Source organism: Glutamicibacter endophyticus (genome assembly GCF_048457885.1).
In the GTDB taxonomy this organism is placed as follows: Bacteria; Actinomycetota; Actinomycetes; order Actinomycetales; family Micrococcaceae; genus Glutamicibacter; species Glutamicibacter endophyticus.
Window position 1 is genome coordinate 791,361 of sequence record NZ_CP174200.1, and the last position, 18,572, is coordinate 809,932.

An 18,572-nucleotide genomic window follows, 5' to 3' on the forward strand; every position below is an offset into this window, starting at 1 on the left:
ACCAATGAGTAGCATCTGCCTCACCCAGAACTTCCTTGTTGTACTCGACGACATCGAGCTTTCGGTCGCGGAGAACGGTACCGCTGCCACGGTTGGTACCGAACGGATTCAGGCCGGCAGCGAGGCGGAACTACGAGCCGAGTTGTCGGCGGCCATCTACCGAAACCTGCACATCAGGCATTCGGAGACCGCTGCGCAAACACCACCTACCGGCGAACCCGAGTTCGTCGAACGCCTCATCGCAGAGATCCCGCACCGTCAGGTGTACCAGCCGGTGGCTGCACTAGGCCCGCAGCTAGCGGAGACTGGCTCACCGACCCCGGTAGACGTGGCCGGACTCAAGGTCCTGATCCACCCCGAACGTCTGGTCCGTGATGCACAAGGAACGATCACCGGGGCGTACTTTCCTAGTTACCGCACTAACACCACACCGGGCTACGTTCTGGCGCTTGGCGAGCACGGACCCGGCCCGGGGGAGATCAGCCGGATTTACATTTCCTCAAGCTCGGCGTCGGACACCGTGCGGTATTGGGGCCCGCTGCTCCGGGCGCTAAATGCCACCGGTTGCGGGTACCAGGCCAAGGCACTTTCCACCGCGGCCAGCCACCCGCGATCGGACGCCATCGTCCTCTACCTCCCGCGGACCGACGTGAACGCCGTGCACCTGATCTGCGAGGAAGCTCTCGCCGCGCCGCACCGCGCGACGACACCCACCTCGATATTTACCGAGGCGCTGGGCGGCCAACTTGCCACCGCGCAGGAACCGGCCGACCCGCGCCCTGCCTACCGGGGACTGAGCTTCGGACAACACCGATCACGAGTCCTGGCCGAAGCGCTCCTGAGCTCGGCCCGCAGCGGAACCACGCTACGCGACGCATGGCAACAAGCCGCCAATCAGGCTCGAATCGACCCCGATAATCCCGGACGCAACCTGAACCGATAGCGTCCGCCACAGATTTCCCAGCGACGCTGGGGAAACCCACCCACCGGCCGGAGCACCGGCCACAACGAAAGGAACACCATGACCGCCATTAACCTCAACGAATCCAACGTGCAGGGCCTGAACGACCTGGCTGCCGGCCACGACGCCTTCACCAGCGCCGCCGAGATCGGTGCAGACGCCGCCACCGAGGCACCAGCCACCAGCCCGCTGTGTGTCGGCATCATCGTCGGCGCCACCCTCGGCGCCGGCTGCTAGAACAACACCACAACACACACATCACCTCGCACCACACCGACGGTGCACCGCAACACACAACCAAAGGAATCACAGATGAACAACATCCAGAACCCAAGTGCCGGCCTCTCCGAGCTGGCCGCCGGCCACGACACCTACACCACCGCAGCCGAGATTGGCGGCGAGGCCGCCACCGAGGCACCAGCCACCAGCCCGTTCTGTGCCGGAGTGGTCATCGGCGCCACCCTCACCGTGGGCTGCTAGGCACTCCCTTCACCACATCCATCACCTCGCACCGGCACGACAACGTATTTAGGTGCATTCTCACGCAACACAACTAACCAAAGGAATCACAGATGAACAACACCCAGATCACCGCCGCTGGCCTTTCCGACCTGGCTGCCGGCCACGACACCTACACCACCGCGGACGAAATCGGCGGCGAGGCCGCCACCGAATCGCCAGCCACCAGCCCCTTCTGCGTCGGCGTCATCGTCGGGGCAACCCTCGGCGCCGGTTGCTAAGCACCTGCACGAACACCACATCATTCACCTCGCACCCATGCGATCACGCTTCTAGGTGCATTCAGTAACAGGAACAACCGAAGGGAAAACCCACCATGACCACCAACACTCCAGCCACCGCCGCCAGCCTCTCCGAACTCGCTGCCGGCCACGACACATTCACCACCGCAGCCGAGATCGGCGGCGAGGCCGCCACCGAGGCACCGGCGACCAGCCCGTTCTGCGCTGGCGTAGTCATCGGGGCCACCCTCACCGTGGGCTGCTAGCCACACCGAAAGTCTCAGCGGGCGCCGGTCAGCACCGGTGCCCGCTCAGGCACTCACACCACACACAACGAACCGCTGCAGAAGGGCAAGGCCATGAGCCACACCAAGAACTCCACCCGGGCTACGATCTCGGCTGTAAGTCTCGAAAGCTTCGGGTACTCACGCGTTGCGCTGGTGTTGACCGGTTCGGCCATGACGCAGGCGATGCCGTACTGGATCGAGTGGGCCCGAGCAGCGGCACCGGACACGGAATTCCGGGTTATCGTCCGCGAAACCGCCTATCGCTTCACCACACGGCACAACCTTGAATCGCGGCTACGCGCACACGTCCAAGACGACTGCTGGGAAGACGAGATCATTGCCAGTCACATCGAATTGGCCGAGTGGGCCGAACTGATCATCATCTACCCGGCCACGCTGGACTATTCCGCCAAACTTTCCCACTGTGTCACCGAATCCCCGTCGCTACTTGCCGCGCTCTCCACCGAAGCGGTGGTCTGCATCGCCCCGTCCTTGCCGCCGCGCTCCTGGGATAACCCACTGGTTCGCGAGGTCTTCGAACGGCTTCGGAAACCAAAGAACTTTATTGTCATCGATCCGGTGCCCGGCCCCAGCGAATCCAGTGACACCGCGCTAGCCTGGATCCCACCGCTACTTCCCGACGTGCTGCGGCGACTCGAAGAGCACCGAACCACTCACCAACAAGTGAGCGAGGAACGTAGCGCATGATGCCTTGTGCACCGGCGGAACAGGTGCTGCGCACAGCGCGCACCGGACTGCTCGAAACCGTGGTCACCCAAGAAGAGGCCGGCGCACGGTGGATCCACCGTCTGGGGACGGACGCTCCGCGAGATTTCGTCGAGCTACCCATGCAACGGATCGACCGCGACGGTGTGTGCTGGGGGCACGGAAGCACCACCGAGCGGTCCTATAGGACCTGTACCACCCAGGGCCTGACCGAGATCCTGCCGGCGGCGCGGCCCGCCACGCTGGAAAGAATCGGATGGCTCTGGGGTCAGGCCGTGCGCGCGGTGCATGAGCAGGAACTATCCGGCCTCGAAGGGCAGGCCCCACGGACCCTGCTACGGGCCGAGCGCTGGATCACCGGCCGGTGGCGGCCGATGATCGATGTAGTTGGCGCTCGCCGTGCAACCCAGCTTGAACGCTGGGCACAGCACATTGGTCCGCACGCCCCGGAGACGATCTTCGTCCACGGTAGCCCAGGGATGGCGCACTGGACGCTGAACGAGGAAGCAACCGCCGGTGCCCTGCTCACCGGGGAAGACACCGGTTTGGCACACCCGGCTTACGACCTCGCCTGGATCTACGGAGAACTAGCCGAACTAGCGGCCTTCTACCCTTCCCGGCGACCGGCGCTGTACCGGCTGCGCAGCGGCATCGCACAGGGTTACGGAGCGGATCTAGACCCCCAACTTCTGCGCACCGGCATCTCCTATCGCCTAATTCAGCACGCCTTCGATTGGCACCACTACGCCGGTGCTGCGCTACCGCACGCACAACTACTGATCACCGAAGCCCTGAACTATCTTGATCACCCACAGCAGGAGGAGCGGTTATGAGCTGCGCACCAACTATCGATAACCTGACGCTCCGCGGGCTCGAGGCCAAACAATGCACTCTGCCTTCGGGGGCCCGCGTGTTGGCGATTTCCGATCCGCGCGCCAAGAATCTCAGTCTGTCGTTGACCGTACCGGCCGGGATGCGGCATGAACAGGCGATGGAGCACGGCACCATGCACCTGATCGAACACCTGGTCTATCAAGACAGCGCACAGATCGGCGGCCTTGAACGCCAACGCACCGTCGCCGCGGCCGGTGGCACCTTGGGCGGTAACACGCATATGGACTACACCGAATTCTACGAAACCGGACCGGTCGGCTCCGCCACACCGGTGGCGCGACGTCTCATTGAGCAGGTCTTCTACCCGCGTTTAAGCGAAAACCAGATCGAGGAGCAGATTCAGGCAGTTGCGGCCGAACGCGCCCATCGCCTGCACGGCGTTCCTGGGCAGCGGCTACCCTGGCCACACCTGACCGGCCTGTACTGGAGCGACTACGGCTCCGGACATGACGGCAGCGGAGACACCGACCTGCGTGGGCGGGTCCATGCGGAGCAACTTCGACGTATCCATCGGCGGTACTACCGCCCCGAACACTGCGTTCTGGTTGCCCTGACGCCCCGTGATCCGCTGGAGACCGTTGTTGAGTTGGCCGACGTGATGGCCGAGGTGACGGTGACTGCCCAGGACACCGAGTCTGAGCCACTTCGTACGCCGCGTGCCGCGCCTAACCCTCCACACGATCAGCACGGGCACGGTGACCGGCACCGGCTGATTGCGGTGACACAGGCCGCGCCGGCGCGTACGGTAACCGATGCGTTCCTTGGCGATACGCTCACCGCCGAGCTCTTGGCCGGCCAGCCAGGAATCGATGCTGCGGCGGGTATTTTCGGACTCGGAGACAGCACGTTGCCGGATCTTTTTGTCCTGATCGATGACACGAATTTCACTCTTGATCCAGCCGAGCGGCTGCGGGCGGTGAGTACGGCCAAGGAAGAGAAAGTGCAGCAGGCGGTGCGCCGAGCTCACTATCGTGCCCAAAAGTTCGTCGTCGACGACGAACGCCTGGTTCGTACCGTCGCCCGCGATCTGGTGTTGCGCGATTGCCCGGAATTCACCCTGCACCTGAGTGCCCAGCTGGGCGGCTTGCGTCAGGACATCCAGCGTTCGAAGACTCTGATCGACGAATCGTGCCAGCGACTGGCGGGCCAGCCCATGGCCACGCTCACCATCCGTTTTGCGTCATGAAAGGTGGACCCGTGAACGCAATACCGAGCACCCGAGAACATTTATCTGTGCAAGATGACCGTGGCGATTACGCCGCCCTGTCACTGGCGATTTCGGCCGAATCAGCCAGCGACCAAGGATGGAGCCCGGCCCGATTGCAGGAACAGCTCACCTCAGTGGTGCAATCCGACGCGGTTGAACCATGGATCGTAGAGCACCAGTGGAGCCCGGGTGCTCAGATACATCGGTTCCAGTTGGTCGTGCCCAATGCTCAGGCGCAACGTTGGTCCATCGAGGCCCTATACCCGGTGTTGAATGCATTGCCTTCGACGGTGCCGGTGGTGCTGGCCCAAGCCGGTGCGGCCGCAAGCATCGAGGCGGTGTCCGAGCTGGCCGAGCAATTTCCCGGTGTAGCCCTTCCACTACCGGAGCCTACTCGTAGCATGCTGTCCCAGCGCAGAGAGGCCGGATATGAGCAAAGCACGATTACCGGAGCTGACCCGGCAGGCACTATCGGATCTGCGGCTACCTTTGCCGCGCTCTGTGCGGTCATGGCTGCGGGAGCACCGGATGTGCAGGCAGCTCTCAAAGCGGCCGGCGACCCGTCGCAGGTGGCGTTGTCACGGCGAACGCAGCAGGGCTCACCGAGTATCGAGTGGACGGTGATCACTCGAGCCGAATCGAGTTTGCAGGCCCTCGACCTCGTGCTCGAAGTTCTTACGGTGATGGCTCAGCGCGCACAGGCCGCGCCCGAGCATATCTTGCGTTTCGCCTACGCCAATCTCTGTCGTGCATGGCTCTCGCCCACGTCGCTGGTTGGCACTCTGGCGGAATACGCGGCGATGGGTTGGGGAGGTGAGCTAATACAGGATCCCGCATTGGTACGAAATGTCAGCGGAGCCGAGCTAGCTCAGGCGCTCGGGCAACTGGGCAGACCGATCCGCGAAGTGCTGGGGTACCCCGAACGGTAATGGTCGGCGCGAGCGTGCCTAGGCTAGCGAACTTGGGTTCTTGCCGAGATCTACCAATCCGTTTTGAGCGGCGAGCACCAAGATCTGTACCCGGTCACGGACGCCGAGCTTTTCCATGATTTTCACGAAACGGGCCTTGATCGTAGATTCCGTGACGAATAATTCCTGGCTCATCTCGCGGTTGTTTTTGCCGCGCGCCAATAGTTGGATGACCTCGAGCTCTTTATCGCTGAGCGCGGCCAGTAGCTGCTCATCGGGCTGGACATGCGAAGGCACAGACTCCTCCAGGCCCTTCACCACAAATCGCGTCACCTCGGGGGAGAGCACCGAATCGCCGTTGGCCACCGCGTGCACCGCCGCGATAATTTCCTGCGGTTTGGTGTCCTTCACAAGGTATCCGGAGGCACCGGCACGGAGCAGATCGACCACATAACGGTCCGTGGCAAAAGTGGTGAGTCCGAGAATGCGAATCTCGGGGTGACGGGTGTGGATGGCGGCCGTCGCCTGTACACCGTCGGCCCGCGGCATCTGCATATCCATCAAAATGACATCGGGGCTCAAGGCTGTTGCCTGTTTTGCTGCGGCAAGCCCATCGGCGGCCTCGCCCACCACTTCAATACTGGGGTCGGAACCGAGGTAGTCCTTGAGGATTTCTCGGGTCATCGGTTCATCATCTACGAGCAAAACACGGGTCATGAAATAGCTCCTTGATTGGCTGGGTCGAGTGATTGATCCTTGAACGGCAGGGTGATGGCTACCGACCAAAAACCGTCCTCAGTGTGCGTGTTGAGGGTGCCGCCGAAGACCTTGCATCGGGTGCGCATGGCCTCCAGCCCGGTGCCCGAGGAGGTCAGTCGACGTTCTTTCGACACGGCGTTGCGCGAACTCAAGGTGACTTGCCCGCCACGTACCGTCAGCCGGAGCGAGACCTGCTCTGCAGGGTCGGCGTATTTGAGCACATTGGTGCCGATCTCTCGCACCGTGCGGCGCAATACCTGACACAGGCTGGTGGCAAGCACGGAAACCGGCCCCTCGATTTCCAGTAATACCTGATAACCGGAACGTTCGATGGCGTCCGCGACGTGGCGGACATCGTGGACCAACGCGGTGGCATTAGTTGTTTCGCCGGAGGGAGTGAAGCGCTGTTCCTCGTCGGTGCTGTCGAGAATGTCGTGTTGCTTATCGGATTCGTGCTCCTTGAGCAGGAGCACGAGGCTACGGAGATCTTGCAGTGTTTGCGACGCGGCATCCCCGATCTCCGAGAGGATTCGCGAGGTTTTCTCCGGGTCGTTCGTGAATTCTGCACGACGGGCCTGCATGGCGATGATGGTCACTTCGTGGGCGACGATGTCATGCAATTCGTGGGCCAAGAGCGTGCGCTCTTGTTCACGCACCTTCAGTTGAGCCTCACGAAGCTCGCTCACGCGTTGTTCGCTACGTTCGGCCTTGGTCCAGAAAGCACCTAGCCCGAATCCTGCCGCAACGGCTAACACCGTCAGCAGTGCGAGCAGGGCGACCATCGGGGCAGTGTCTGGAGCAGTGAGTGTGCAGACCAAAAACAAGGCAAAGGTCAGCCCGGTGTAAAAAGCCCCCGCCGCCCTGGGCAACGTGGCTGTCGCGATGGCCGACACGATCAACGTAGCGACTGCGAAAGCCGCAAGCACCGACATCGTTGCGCCCATGCCAATGATCACCAGGAATACAAGCAGCCACGAAATAATTCCGGGCAGTGTGCCAGCGATGAGCAAGAGCAATGGGAGATAGGGCAGGAAGAGTTCCACCCACCCGCGGGCCGTACCCAGGTTGACGGTTCCGAGAAAGAGATCGCTGATGAAAAAGAACAGGAACAGCACGACGATGAATGCCTTAAAGAAGGCACCGCCGGGTACGGGGCGGATTTGGTTGATCCAGCGGGTTCCTCGATCGCTCACTTCCACATCATAGGGTCAGGTTCGGTAGCTCTAGCAACTTATCGAGAGAGTATTTCTGCACTTTTGATCAAAGACGAATTGAACTTAAGTACAGAAGTATTGATCCAACGATGCGACATTCTGAACTTGTTGGAAGTTGAAAAGACAAAAAGCGCAAAGGAATTGGATCGCCAATGTTGAAATCAGTCGCAGCAATTTCTCTTAGTTTCTCGGCTCTGGCCGGTGTTGCCATGCCGGCGGCTTCCCCAAGCGTGGAAGCCGAAGCCATGGAGCAGATCTCGGTATCGAGCACGCATGTTGCTGGCGATGTTGCCGATCCCGCGTTCCGAAATATCTGGTGTGGCCTCTTCAATAATTGCTGAGTCACGGTGCAGCGCGCCGCACGCCAAGCAGCGCAGGTTGACTCAGATCCGCCCCGGGAGGCCGCGCGGGGTGCGGGAGCAGCGGTTCAAAGAATATTTAGGTGGCACGAGTTCTGTTGGTGGGATTTAAGCGCAGAGCTCGTGCTTAACCGTCTGGCGCGGCGGTCGCTGCGCCAACCTGCCCCAAGCGATCATTCGCCGTGATGACTGTTCGGAATCAGGGCACCGAGCGGCTTGTCTCTGCGCGGCGTGTGACACGTGTAGTTGTGACTATTGACATCTATGCCATCCTCGGGAACACTATGTAATCGATTCCATGGAATCGATTACATGCGAGCAAAGGGGCTGAGCGACGATGCATACCGTCACGATTAAAGACGTGGCTAAGGCCGCGGGAGTGTCTTCCGCGACGGCCTCGCGCGTCTTGTCCGGCCACCCCGCGACCTCGCCCGACTCACGGGCCAAGGTTGAAGCCGCCGCGCGCAGTCTCGGATTCTTCCCCAACGCGCAGGCCCGCTCGCTCCGTTCGACGAAAACCGACACGATCGCCTTACTGATCTCGGATGTGCGCAACCCTTACTTTTCCGATCTGGCCCATGCCGTGGAACAACAGGCTCATGCCGCGGGCATGATGACGTTCATTGGCAACGCCAATGAGGATTCGGCACAACAGGATGACTTCCTAGCCGCCATGCTCTCGCGGCGGGTCGATGGAATGATCATCGTCCCGCAGGGCCTTGGAGAAGACGCCGACCGACCCAGCGCCATGATGCAACGGCTCATAGCCTCGGGTACCCCCTTAGTGTTCGTCGACCGCACGCTCAAAGGCGTCAACGTTCCGTCGGTCACGGCCTCCAGCGCCCGGGCCATGGAGGAAGCCGTCACCGAACTCAAACGCCTTGGGCACGAGCGGATCGCCTTCATTGGGGGACCGGCGCATGCTTCGACCGCGCGCGAACGTCGCGCCGCCTTCGACCAGGCGCTGATCGCTAACGGCCTCACTATCAACCCTGGGCTGCATTTCACCGGTGACTTCAAACCGGCCTCCGGCGCCGAAGGTGCCCGCTGGCTCATGGCCCACCCCGACCAGCCAACCGCTGTGGTGATCGCCGATGCACCCATGGCCATGGGTGCGCTCACCATCTGGCGCGAACGCGGGGTACGGGTTGGAGCCGAACTCTCGGTGGTGACCTTCGATGAGGTCGATGCCTTGCTGATGCATGATCCGCCCATCGCCACCATCAGCCACGACCTCTCCCAGATGGGCCGAGCGGCGGTAGACGCACTCGAAGCCGTTACGGCCGGGCAGAACCCTGAGGTCGAGGAGTTCACAAGCCGATTTACACCCCGTGAATCACTCGCCCCGGCCCGCCCCGAAAAGTCGATGACGACGGAAGGAACACATCCATGAGTAGTGAGGCACTACTAGTCCTGGAGAAGGTCAGTAAGTCCTTCGGCCCGGTGAAGGTCATCGATGATGTCACGGTCGAAGTGCATGCCGGCAAGGTGGCTGTGCTCCTGGGTGAAAACGGGGCGGGTAAGTCCACCCTGATTAAGATGGTCGCCGGGGTCCACCAGCCTGATTCCGGTCGCATCCTGTTGGACGGTGCCGAGGTGTCCATTGCGGATACGAAGGCCTCCGAAAAGCTGGGTATCGCCACGATCCACCAGGAATTGAACCTGGTGCCCTCAATGACCATCGCCGAAAACATCACCCTAGGGCGCGTTCCGCGCCGGTTCGGTGTTATCAACCGCCGCGCCATGCGGCAGATCGCCCGGGATGCACTGGACAAATTGGGGCTCAATCTCGATGTCAACACCCGGGTTGGCGACCTAGGCCTGGCGCAGCAACAGCTCGTTGAAATTGCGAAGGCCCTCTCGCTTGAGGCACGCGTGCTGATTCTGGATGAACCTACGGCGGCGCTGACCACAACCGAGATCGCCCACCTGTTTAACGTCGTCCGGCACCTGAAGAGCCAAGGGGTGGGGATGGTCTTCATCAGCCACCACCTGGACGAAATTGCTGAGATCGGCGACGAGGTCAACGTCTTGCGCGACGGCAAATTTATCGCCACGGTCCCGGCTAACACACCCGAGAACGAACTGGTGCGACTGATGGTGGGCCGGGACATTGATGCCCAGTTCCCACGCATCGTGCAACAACTAGGTAAGAGCCCGCTCTTGACGGTGCAAGGCCTGTCGCAGGGCATGCTCCAGGACATTTCGTTCTCCGTGCGCCCCGGTGAAGTCGTGGCACTGGCGGGCCTGATGGGCGCCGGGCGGACCGAATTGATTCGTGCCATTGCCGGGGCCGATAAATACGCCCGAGGCACGGTCACCGTCGCCGGGAAGAAACTGCCCAGTTTTGACGTGGCTGCCGCGACCCGCGCCGGGATCGGACATGTGCCCGAAGACCGCAAAACCCAAGGGCTGGTGCTTGACGCTTCGGTGGCTGAGAACATCGGATACGCAACGATGGCCAGCACAGCCAAGGGTGGACTGGTCGACCGCAAGGGTCAACGCGAACGAGCCGAACAAGTGGCCGCCCGGCTACGTATCCGAATGGGCAGCATCGATCAAAGTATTCGTTCGCTGTCGGGAGGTAACCAGCAGAAAGCCGTATTTGGCCGTTGGTTCACCGCTGGGGCCAAGGTTTTGCTGCTGGACGAACCCACCCGAGGGGTCGACGTCGGTGCAAAGGTCGAAATCTACGAACTGATCAATGAAATCACCGCATCGGGAGGCTGCGTTGTCATGGCCTCCAGCGAATTGCCCGAGGTACTAGGGATGTCGGATCGGGTCTTGGTCATGAGCCAAGGACGGATTGCCGGAGAACTAGCAACCCGTGAGGCCACACAGGATTCCATCATGGCTTTGGCCGTAAGCAATGTGCACCGTGAGAACGAAATGGAAGCGAACTAATGAACAGCGTAGCTACTGCCCCGAACAAGGGCTTCGATATCAAGGCATTTCTGGCGAACAACGGCGCACTAGTTGGCCTTGTCGTCCTGTGTCTGGCCCTGTTCATCGCGACCCCACGATTCCTCACGGGGCCGAACCTGATGAATATCGGTATTCAGGTCTCGACCATCGCCGTCATGGCATTCGGCATGACCTTCGTTATCGTCGCGGCCGGCATTGACCTGTCGGTGGGCTCGGTGGCCGCACTCTCGGCCATGACGTCGTCCTATTGGGTGACGACCTCCGGTTTACCCGACGGTTTATCGATTCCCGTGGGCCTCTTCGTGGGTGCGCTGTGTGGCGCGGTGACCGGTGCCATGAGCGCCTATGGCAAGCTACCGACCTTTATTGCTTCCTTAGCCATGCTCACCGTCGTGCGTGGTTTGACCCTCGTTATTTCGGATGGACGCCCAATTTCTACCGGCACCTCGGTGTCCTGGCTCGGCGGAGATCTCGGTGTCATTCCGGTGCCGATTCTCATCCTTGTCCTCTCCGGGCTCATCGCCGCCTTTGTCCTGAACCGCACCGTGATCGGCAAAAATGCTTTCGCCGTGGGTGGTAACACCGAAGCGGCCCGACTCTCCGGAATTCCCGTGAAACGCGTTCTGGTAACCGTCTTCGTGATCTCCGGTGTTTTTGCCGCCCTTTCCGGCATGATCCTGGCCGGACGGCTCGATTCTGCCCAGCCGACCCTCGCATCGGGATACGAGCTGGACGCGATCGCCGCCGTGGTGATCGGTGGCGCGTCGCTCTCCGGTGGCGTGGGACGTATTTCCGGCACACTCATCGGCGCCCTGGTACTCGCCGTGATCCGCAACGGACTGAACCTTCTTTCGGTTTCCGCGTTTTGGCAGCAGGTCGTCATCGGCGCGGTTATCGCGATCGCCGTCGGCTTTGATGTGTTGCGACGCAAGAACGTCACCCACTGATATCCCTCAATCACCCGCACCTGAAAAACCAGTTCAAAGGAGAACCCAGATGAAAAACATCATTCGCAAAACGGCCGCCGTGTCACTATCGGTGGCACTAGTTGCCGGACTTGCCGCCTGCAACCGCGGTGAAGCGGCCGCCGATGGATCCTCGGTCACCTTGGCGGTGTCCACACTGAACAACCCATTCTTCGTCGACCTGCGCGACGGGGCTCAGGCCGAGGCAGATGCGCTGGGTCTGCAGCTGTCCGTCGTGGATGCGCAGAACGACTCGGCAACGCAGGCCAATCAGTTGGCCACCGCCGCCACCAATGGTTCGCAGGGTGTGATTATCAACGCCGTTGATACCGAAACCGCCGAGGCGGGGCTGGCACCGGTCACCGCTGCCGACTTGCCGATTGTTGCGGTGGACCGTTCCGTGGGAGAAACCAAGGTCGCTTCCTTCGTTGCCAGCGATAACGTGGCCGGTGGCGAGCAGGCGGCCAAGGCGCTGGCCGAATCGCTAAACGGTAAGGGTAAGGTCATTGTCCTCGAGGGTACCCCGGGTGCCTCGGCCACGAATGAACGTGGCGAGGGATTTACCAAGGGGCTCTCCGAGTACCCGGACATCAAGGTGGTATCGTCGCAGACGGCCAACTTTGATCGCGCCCAGGCCTTGGACGTGGTCAGCAATCTGATGCAGTCCAACCCGGACGCGGTCGGCGTGCTTGCCATGAATGATGAGATGGCCCTCGGTGCAATTCAGGCGCTTGGCTCGAAGGCCGGCAAGGAAGTCAAGGTCGTTGGCTTCGATGGGACCGCCGACGGTTTCAAGGCCGTGAGCGACGGGACCCTAGTGGCAACCATCGCACAGAACCCAGCCGAACTAGGCAAGCAGTCCGTACAGCTGATGGCCAAGGCCATTAAGTCCGAAGAGGTCGAGCCGACCGTTCAGGTTGCGGTGGATACCGTCGACAGCGACAACATCGCCGACTACCTCGGCAACTAATTACATAATCGATGAGGCCCGGAACGCCGGGCGCAAAGCACGAAGGAATTGCATATGCAGCAGCACAAGGTCACCGTCGTCGGTTCGAGCAACGTGGACATCACGGCCTTAATGGCACGCCTACCTGGCCCCGGCGAAACCGTGTTGGCTGAGTCCTACCAGCTTTCGCCCGGCGGTAAGGGAGCAAACCAGGCCCTTGCCGCACGGCTAGCCGGCGCCGACACCGAATTTATTGGCGCGGTCGGTCACGACTCCCACGCCGAGGTGGCGCTGAGCCAGTTGGCCGAGGCCGGAGTGGTCCTGGACCGCGTGCAACGCGTGCAGGCACCGACCGGCGTGGCCATCATCCAGGTGGATCAGGCCGCAGAGAACTCCATCGCGGTGGTTCCCGGGGCCAACGCCATGGTGACCGGTGAGGTTGTGGCCGAGGCGGGCGAGCTGCAGGGCATCGTGGTGCTTCAGGGGGAGATCCCGTCGTCGGGCATTGCCGCGGCAATGTCCGCGGCGACCTCCCGCGTGGTGCTAAATCTAGCCCCGGTGATTGAGCTGGATCGTGAATACCTGCTGGCCGCTAACCCGCTGGTCGTCAACGAGCACGAGGCGGCCTTGATTCTGGCGCAACTCGATGGGTCCGCCGAGCTCTCCACCGAACCTGAGACCGTGGTGGCCGCCAAGCTGCTTGAGCATGGTGTTTCTTCCGTGGTGATCACCCTCGGTGGCAAGGGATGCTTGGTTGCCGAGAACGGCACCGTCGAGCAGCTTGAGGCGGTTAAAGTGCAGGCGGTGGACACCACCGGAGCCGGCGACGCGTTCACCGGCGCGTTGGCCGCGCGGCTTGCGGCGGGCCGCACCTTGAGCGAGGCGGCACAGTTCGCCGGTCGTTTCGCGGCTCTGACCGTGCAGCACCACGGGGCCCAGTCTTCGTACCCGCGTAGCCTCGACGAGCTCTAAGGAAAGTACCGCTTTTTCGTGCTCAAAACAGAAATACTCAATGCGCCGCTTCTGGCGGGATTAGCGACCTTGGGGCATACGGATACGGTGATCATCGCAGACTATGGACTGCCGTTGCCGACCGGAACGCCCGTCGTTGATTTGGCCTTCGTGCCCGGTCAGTTGAGTTTCCCCGCCGTACTTGAGGTGCTGGCACGCCATCTAGTGATCGAGCGTAGCCTCCTGGCCAGCGAAGCCCGTGGCACCACCGTGGAAGGCTGGTGCCACGCGGTCGGGCTGACCCCGGGCTTTATCAGCCACGAACAGCTCAAGGCCGAGATCCCCAGAGCCAAGTTGGTGATTCGCACCGGGGAAGCGACGGCATATGCCAACGTGATCCTCGGTAGCGGCGTGCCCTTCTAGCGGCGTGCCCGAGCTACCGGTGCCGGAGGAGAATTCTGCGCGCCCGCCGGGCATATACTGAGGCCATCGTCCGGTCCACAGCGTGCCGGTGATCAACTCGGTGGCTGCGCGTCGCGTGGCGCAGGGAAATTGGAGGGCAGGGATGCCAGTGGTTCGGCTGTGGCTCAAGGTGTCACTGGTCTTGTTGGGGCTGCTTGCCTTGCTACTAACCGTGCCGGCGCTTCCGGCGATACTTCTTGACTTCGGGGGCGCCTTTGACGCCGCGCAGGACGCGCCCAGTTTCCTTGCGCTCACCCTGGCCAGTGGGCCGCGTTGGGTCGGTTCACTGCTCGTGCTTGTTTTGGTCGGCTGTGCCCTGAAGTTCAAGCCTCAGTCGCCGCTGCGGTGGGCGCTATACCTGTGGCTGTGTGGGCTGCTCTATGTGCTGCCGGTGTGGCAGGCCGCGATCGGCGGAGTATCGACCGCCGATGAATTCATGCTGTTGACCATACTTGACCTTGGCGTACTGCATGGCCCGCTGGCGGTGCTCCTCGCCGGCGGCGGTCTCTACTGGGGGCGCAGGGTGTTACGTCGGGCGGCTTTGGCGGCTTCAAGGAGCGAAAGCGAGCAGCTACTCGCCGCACGGTACGGTCGCTGAGTGATAGCCCGGAGCCCTTGGCCGTGACCGGTTTACCGGCCACTGCTAACCATTGGGCCCCGAGCGATGGAGCTAGCCTAGGATTTCGGAGAGTTCCAGCCAGCGCTCTTCGAGCTCATCGACCTGCGCCTGCAACTCGTTCAACTCGGCGGTGAACGTGGCCAAGCCTTCATAGTCGGACTGATCGTGTGCGGCCATTTTCTCGTGTACCGCTTCAATCTTTTCGGTCAGTTGCTTCAGCTTGCGCTCGTTGGCGTTCATTTCCTTCTGCGCGGCACGCAGTTCGGCTCCGGAGGGGCCAGCGGGCTTCGGGGCCGTTTCCGCAGCCATCGCCGCGGGCTGACGTTGGGCCGGGGTGGCGCTACGCAGCTTGAGGTATTCGTCCACCCCACCGGGCACGTGACGGAACGAGCCGTCGAGGATCGCATACTGTTGATCGGTGACGCGTTCGAGCAGGTAGCGGTCGTGCGACACCACGATCAGCGTGCCCGGCCACGAATCCAGGAGATCTTCAAGCGCCGCGAGCATGTCGGTATCCACGTCGTTGGTCGGCTCGTCGAGGATCATCACATTTGGCTCGTCCATGAGGATCATCAGCAACTGGAGCCGGCGGCGCTGGCCGCCGGAGAGCTCGCCGACCTTGGTTGAAAGGTGCGCACGCGAGAACCCGAGACGCTCGAGCAGCTGCGAGGGGGTCAGATCCTTGCCATCGACGTTGAAGGTCGTCTTAAAACGCGCCAATACCTCGCGGACACGATCTTCGCCGATTTGTTCCAAGGCGCTGAACTGCTGATCCAGCACCGCGAGCTTTACGGTCTTTCCGCGCTTAACCTGGCCGCCGGTGGGTTGCACGGTGCCAGCGATCAAACCCAGTAGCGTGGACTTTCCCGCGCCGTTGGCTCCGAGGAGGCCAGTACGCTCACCCGGTCCGATGCGCCAGGTAAAGGGCTTGAGTACTCGCTTAGCGCCGAAGCTCACCTCGGCGTCGATCAGATCCACCACGTCCTTGCCCAGCCGCGCGGTGGCCATCTTCTTCAGTTCCAGGGGATTACGCACCGGAGGCACATCGGCAATCAACTGGTTAGCCGCCTCGATACGGAATTTCGGCTTGGAAGTTCGGGCCGGAGCACCGCGCCGCAACCAGGCCAGTTCCTTTTTCATCATGTTCTGCCGCTTGGATTCGGTGACCGCAGCGATGCGATCACGTTCCACACGCTGCAGCACGTAGGCGGCGTAACCACCCTCAAAGGGCTCCACCAGGCGGTCATGCACTTCCCAAGTGCTCGTGCAGACCGCGTCAAGGAACCAGCGATCGTGGGTGACGACCATGAGGCCGCCGGTGTTCCGGGGCCAGCGGTTGTTCAGGTGCTCGGCGAGCCAGGAGATGCCCTCAACGTCTAGGTGGTTGGTTGGCTCGTCAAGGATGATGACATCCCAGTCCTGCACGAGCAGTGCGGCCAAAGCCACGCGTCGGCGCTGACCACCGGAGAGGGTACTGACTTTAGCTTCCCAATCCAAGTCGGCCACAAGCCCGGCGATAATGTCACGGATGCGGGCTTCACCGGCCCACTCATGGTCATCCATGGTGCCAACCACGCTGTAATGCACCGTGTTTTCGGGGTCCAGGGTGTCGGACTGATCCAGCACGCCCACCCGCAGCCCGCTGCGTCGGGTGACTCGACCGGAATGCGGCTCGATCGTACCGGCGAGCATGCCCAGCAGCGTGGACTTGCCTTCGCCGTTGCGTCCCACGAGACCGATGCGGTCTCCGTCGGAAATGCCGATGGTTACCGAGTCAAAGACGACATGGGTGGGATATTCCAGATGTAGGGATTCGCCCCCGAGTAAATGAGCCACGGTTCCATTTTACGAACGAGGGCAAATCGAGCACGCCGAACGAAGGTCAATTCGCACTGTTGGGGGCGGACGTGGCAGAATACTTAGCGTGTCGGATGACCCCATGCGGGTTTCAGGCACGATCCGCCCTGGTGTAATGGCAACACGCCGGCCTTTGGAGCCGTGCATTCTAGGTTCGAATCCTAGGGGCGGAACATTTCACAGCCCGCGCTACGGCGCGGGCTTTCTTGTACCCGGCAGTTTATGGCTGGGGGACCCGCGCGCTAGACTGTCACGAGGGGTTTTCTTCATCCATGAATTCCTCCTAGTCGATGTTGCAGGAGAACGCACTTGAGCAGTCAGGCCCAAGCACCAGTCGCCGTGATCGTCCTCGCCGCAGGAGCCGGCACCAGGATGAAATCTACGAAACCGAAGATCATGCATGAAATTGCAGGTCGTTCCATGGTTTCCCACGCTTTACACGCGGCTTCGGCCCTGGAACCAGGCAACTTGGTTGCCGTCGTTCGCCACCAGCGTGATCTGGTGGCCGAGCACATCCTCAACGAATTCCCACAGATCACCATCGCCGACCAGGACGAGATTCCGGGAACCGGTCGCGCCGTCGAGCAGGGCCTCGAAGCACTGGACGAGGGCCTAGAAGGAACCGTCGTGGTGACCTATGGCGATGTGCCGTTGCTCACTAGCGAAGTGCTCGGCGAGCTCGTAGCCACCCACGACGCGCAGGGCAACGCCGTCACCGTGCTCACCACCGAATTGGATGACCCGAGCGGCTACGGTCGTATTCTGCGCGACGAAGCCGGCGATGTCGTGGGCATCCGCGAGCAGAAGGACGCCAGCGAGGCCGAACTGGCCATCCGCGAAATCAACTCGGGGATCTATGCCTTCGACGCTGCCATGCTTCGCGCCGCGTTGAAGGAAGTGACCATTGAAAACGCGCAGCGCGAGAAGTACCTTACCGACGTGTTGGCCATCGCGCGCCGCAACGGAGGCCGCGTAGCGACCGCCCAGATCTCGGATCGCTGGCAGATCGAAGGCGCAAACGACCGGGTGCAGGTGTCGCGTCTGGCACGCGTCTACAACGAGCGCCGCTGCGAGTACTGGATGCGCGAAGGCGTGACCATTATCGACCCGTCCAGCACCTGGATCGATGCTGAGGTCGTGCTGAGCCAAGACGTCACCCTGAAGCCCGGTACGCAGCTTCACGGCCGTACCGCCGTCGGCACCGGTGCCATTATCGGCCCAGACTCGACGCTGACTAACGTCATGGTGGGCCAGAATGCCGTCGTGAAGCGCACCGACGCAACCGATGCACGCATTGGCGCGGCCGCCACCGTTGGACCGTTCACTTACCTACGCCCGGGCACCGAGCTGGGTGCCGATGGCAAGATCGGCGCCTTCTACGAAACCAAGAACGCGACGATCGGACGCGGATCGAAGCTATCGCACCTGGGATATGTCGGCGACGCCGAGGTTGGCGAATTCACCAACATCGGTTGCGGCAACATCACCGCCAACTATGACGGCGAGAAGAAGCACCGGACCAAGATCGGCTCGCATGTGCGCACCAGCTCGAACACCGTGTTCGTGGCACCGGTTGAAATTGGTGACGGTGCCTACACCGGCGCGGGTGCGGTAGTACGAAAGAACGTCCCGGCTGGCGCGTTGGCGCTATCCGTGGCTCCGCAGCGAAATTCGGAGGGCTGGACGCTGGCAAAACGCCCGGGTTCCTCCTCGGCGGACGCTGCTTTCAAGGCCTCGCTGGACTCCTCGGCCACCGAGTAATCCATCGAAGATCATACATTTCCTCAGA

At 61.8% G+C, this 18,572-nt stretch carries 21 protein-coding genes and 1 tRNA gene; 19 read left to right on the plus strand and 3 right to left on the minus strand.

What is annotated here, in order from left to right:
• The first annotated feature begins 4 nt into the window (after positions 1-4).
• The 9 genes from ACJD00_RS03805 to ACJD00_RS03845 all read left to right on the plus strand — a co-directional run bounded on the left by ACJD00_RS03805 (position 5) and on the right by ACJD00_RS03845 (position 5,744).
• A complete protein-coding gene (locus tag ACJD00_RS03805; RefSeq protein WP_418908559.1) occupies positions 5-943 on the plus strand; it encodes a T3SS effector HopA1 family protein in 939 nt (312 codons plus the stop codon).
• A 78-nt stretch (positions 944-1,021) separates the two neighbouring features.
• The gene (locus ACJD00_RS03810) at positions 1,022-1,198 is read left to right on the plus strand and encodes an LxmA leader domain family RiPP (protein ID WP_309408503.1); all 177 of its coding nucleotides are present in this window, start codon (positions 1,022-1,024) and stop codon (positions 1,196-1,198) included.
• Between the two features lie 75 nt (positions 1,199-1,273).
• Entirely contained in the window at positions 1,274-1,441 is a 168-nt protein-coding gene (locus ACJD00_RS03815) for an LxmA leader domain family RiPP (RefSeq protein ID WP_309408501.1), read from the plus strand.
• A 92-nt stretch (positions 1,442-1,533) separates the two neighbouring features.
• Positions 1,534-1,701 (plus strand): LxmA leader domain family RiPP, encoded by a 168-nt coding sequence (locus tag ACJD00_RS03820; protein WP_418908560.1) that lies wholly within the window; start codon positions 1,534-1,536, stop codon positions 1,699-1,701.
• A 95-nt stretch (positions 1,702-1,796) separates the two neighbouring features.
• Complete coding sequence (locus tag ACJD00_RS03825) at positions 1,797-1,967, plus strand: LxmA leader domain family RiPP (protein ID WP_418908561.1); 171 nt, start codon at positions 1,797-1,799, stop codon at positions 1,965-1,967.
• Between the two features lie 93 nt (positions 1,968-2,060).
• The gene (locus tag ACJD00_RS03830) at positions 2,061-2,696 is read left to right on the plus strand and encodes a flavoprotein (RefSeq protein ID WP_418908562.1); all 636 of its coding nucleotides are present in this window, start codon (positions 2,061-2,063) and stop codon (positions 2,694-2,696) included.
• Complete coding sequence (locus ACJD00_RS03835) at positions 2,693-3,547, plus strand: hypothetical protein (RefSeq protein WP_418908563.1); 855 nt, start codon at positions 2,693-2,695, stop codon at positions 3,545-3,547. Before ACJD00_RS03830 ends, ACJD00_RS03835 begins: the two co-directional genes overlap by 4 nt.
• Entirely contained in the window at positions 3,544-4,794 is a 1,251-nt protein-coding gene (locus tag ACJD00_RS03840; RefSeq protein ID WP_418908564.1) for a M16 family metallopeptidase, read from the plus strand. Before ACJD00_RS03835 ends, ACJD00_RS03840 begins: the two co-directional genes overlap by 4 nt.
• 11 nt (positions 4,795-4,805) lie before the next feature.
• Positions 4,806-5,744, plus strand: a complete 939-nt coding sequence (locus ACJD00_RS03845; protein WP_418908565.1) for a hypothetical protein — start codon at positions 4,806-4,808, stop codon at positions 5,742-5,744.
• Positions 5,745-5,762: 18 nt separating this feature from the next.
• On the opposite strand, the gene ACJD00_RS03850 is transcribed toward ACJD00_RS03845, so the two are convergent.
• Together ACJD00_RS03850 and ACJD00_RS03855 are read right to left on the minus strand one after the other, a co-directional pair.
• Positions 5,763-6,440, minus strand: a complete 678-nt coding sequence (locus ACJD00_RS03850) for a response regulator (protein WP_418908566.1) — start codon at positions 6,438-6,440, stop codon at positions 5,763-5,765.
• Positions 6,437-7,675 carry a sensor histidine kinase gene (locus tag ACJD00_RS03855; RefSeq protein ID WP_418908567.1) on the minus strand — a complete coding sequence of 413 codons (1,239 nt, stop codon included), beginning with the start codon at positions 7,673-7,675 and terminating at the stop codon, positions 6,437-6,439. The genes ACJD00_RS03850 and ACJD00_RS03855 overlap by 4 nt, the downstream gene beginning before the upstream one ends.
• A gap of 173 nt (positions 7,676-7,848) precedes the next feature.
• Between ACJD00_RS03855 and ACJD00_RS03860 the strand changes: the two genes are divergently transcribed.
• The 8 genes from ACJD00_RS03860 (at position 7,849) to ACJD00_RS03895 (ending at position 14,905) form a co-directional block, all read left to right on the plus strand.
• A complete protein-coding gene (locus tag ACJD00_RS03860; RefSeq protein ID WP_418908568.1) occupies positions 7,849-8,037 on the plus strand; it encodes a hypothetical protein in 189 nt (62 codons plus the stop codon).
• Between the two features lie 355 nt (positions 8,038-8,392).
• A complete protein-coding gene (locus ACJD00_RS03865) occupies positions 8,393-9,448 on the plus strand; it encodes a LacI family DNA-binding transcriptional regulator (RefSeq protein ID WP_418908569.1) in 1,056 nt (351 codons plus the stop codon).
• On the plus strand, positions 9,445-10,959 hold the full coding sequence (locus ACJD00_RS03870; protein ID WP_418908570.1) for a sugar ABC transporter ATP-binding protein: 1,515 nt from the start codon (positions 9,445-9,447) through the stop codon (positions 10,957-10,959). Before ACJD00_RS03865 ends, ACJD00_RS03870 begins: the two co-directional genes overlap by 4 nt.
• Positions 10,959-11,927, plus strand: a complete 969-nt coding sequence (locus ACJD00_RS03875; protein WP_418908571.1) for an ABC transporter permease — start codon at positions 10,959-10,961, stop codon at positions 11,925-11,927. Before ACJD00_RS03870 ends, ACJD00_RS03875 begins: the two co-directional genes overlap by 1 nt.
• Positions 11,928-11,976: 49 nt before the next feature.
• Positions 11,977-12,915, plus strand: a complete 939-nt coding sequence (locus ACJD00_RS03880) for a substrate-binding domain-containing protein (protein ID WP_418908572.1) — start codon at positions 11,977-11,979, stop codon at positions 12,913-12,915.
• Between the two features lie 54 nt (positions 12,916-12,969).
• The gene (locus ACJD00_RS03885; protein WP_418908573.1) at positions 12,970-13,866 is read left to right on the plus strand and encodes a ribokinase; all 897 of its coding nucleotides are present in this window, start codon (positions 12,970-12,972) and stop codon (positions 13,864-13,866) included.
• Between the two features lie 18 nt (positions 13,867-13,884).
• Positions 13,885-14,268, plus strand: a complete 384-nt coding sequence (gene rbsD, locus ACJD00_RS03890) for a D-ribose pyranase (RefSeq protein WP_418908574.1) — start codon at positions 13,885-13,887, stop codon at positions 14,266-14,268.
• 142 nt (positions 14,269-14,410) lie between these two features.
• Positions 14,411-14,905, plus strand: a complete 495-nt coding sequence (locus ACJD00_RS03895) for a hypothetical protein (RefSeq protein WP_418908575.1) — start codon at positions 14,411-14,413, stop codon at positions 14,903-14,905.
• Between the two features lie 72 nt (positions 14,906-14,977).
• Here ACJD00_RS03895 and ACJD00_RS03900 read toward each other — a convergent pair whose 3' ends face one another.
• On the minus strand, positions 14,978-16,762 hold the full coding sequence (locus ACJD00_RS03900) for an ABC-F family ATP-binding cassette domain-containing protein (protein ID WP_418908576.1): 1,785 nt from the start codon (positions 16,760-16,762) through the stop codon (positions 14,978-14,980).
• Between the two features lie 122 nt (positions 16,763-16,884).
• On the opposite strand from ACJD00_RS03900, the gene ACJD00_RS03905 reads away from it, so the two are divergent.
• Positions 16,885-16,956: transfer RNA gene (locus ACJD00_RS03905), tRNA-Gln, on the plus strand.
• Positions 16,957-17,092: 136 nt separating this feature from the next.
• Positions 17,093-18,544, plus strand: coding sequence for a bifunctional UDP-N-acetylglucosamine diphosphorylase/glucosamine-1-phosphate N-acetyltransferase GlmU (glmU, locus tag ACJD00_RS03910; protein WP_418908577.1), 1,452 nt, complete (start codon positions 17,093-17,095; stop codon positions 18,542-18,544).
• Positions 18,545-18,572: the final 28 nt, after the last annotated feature.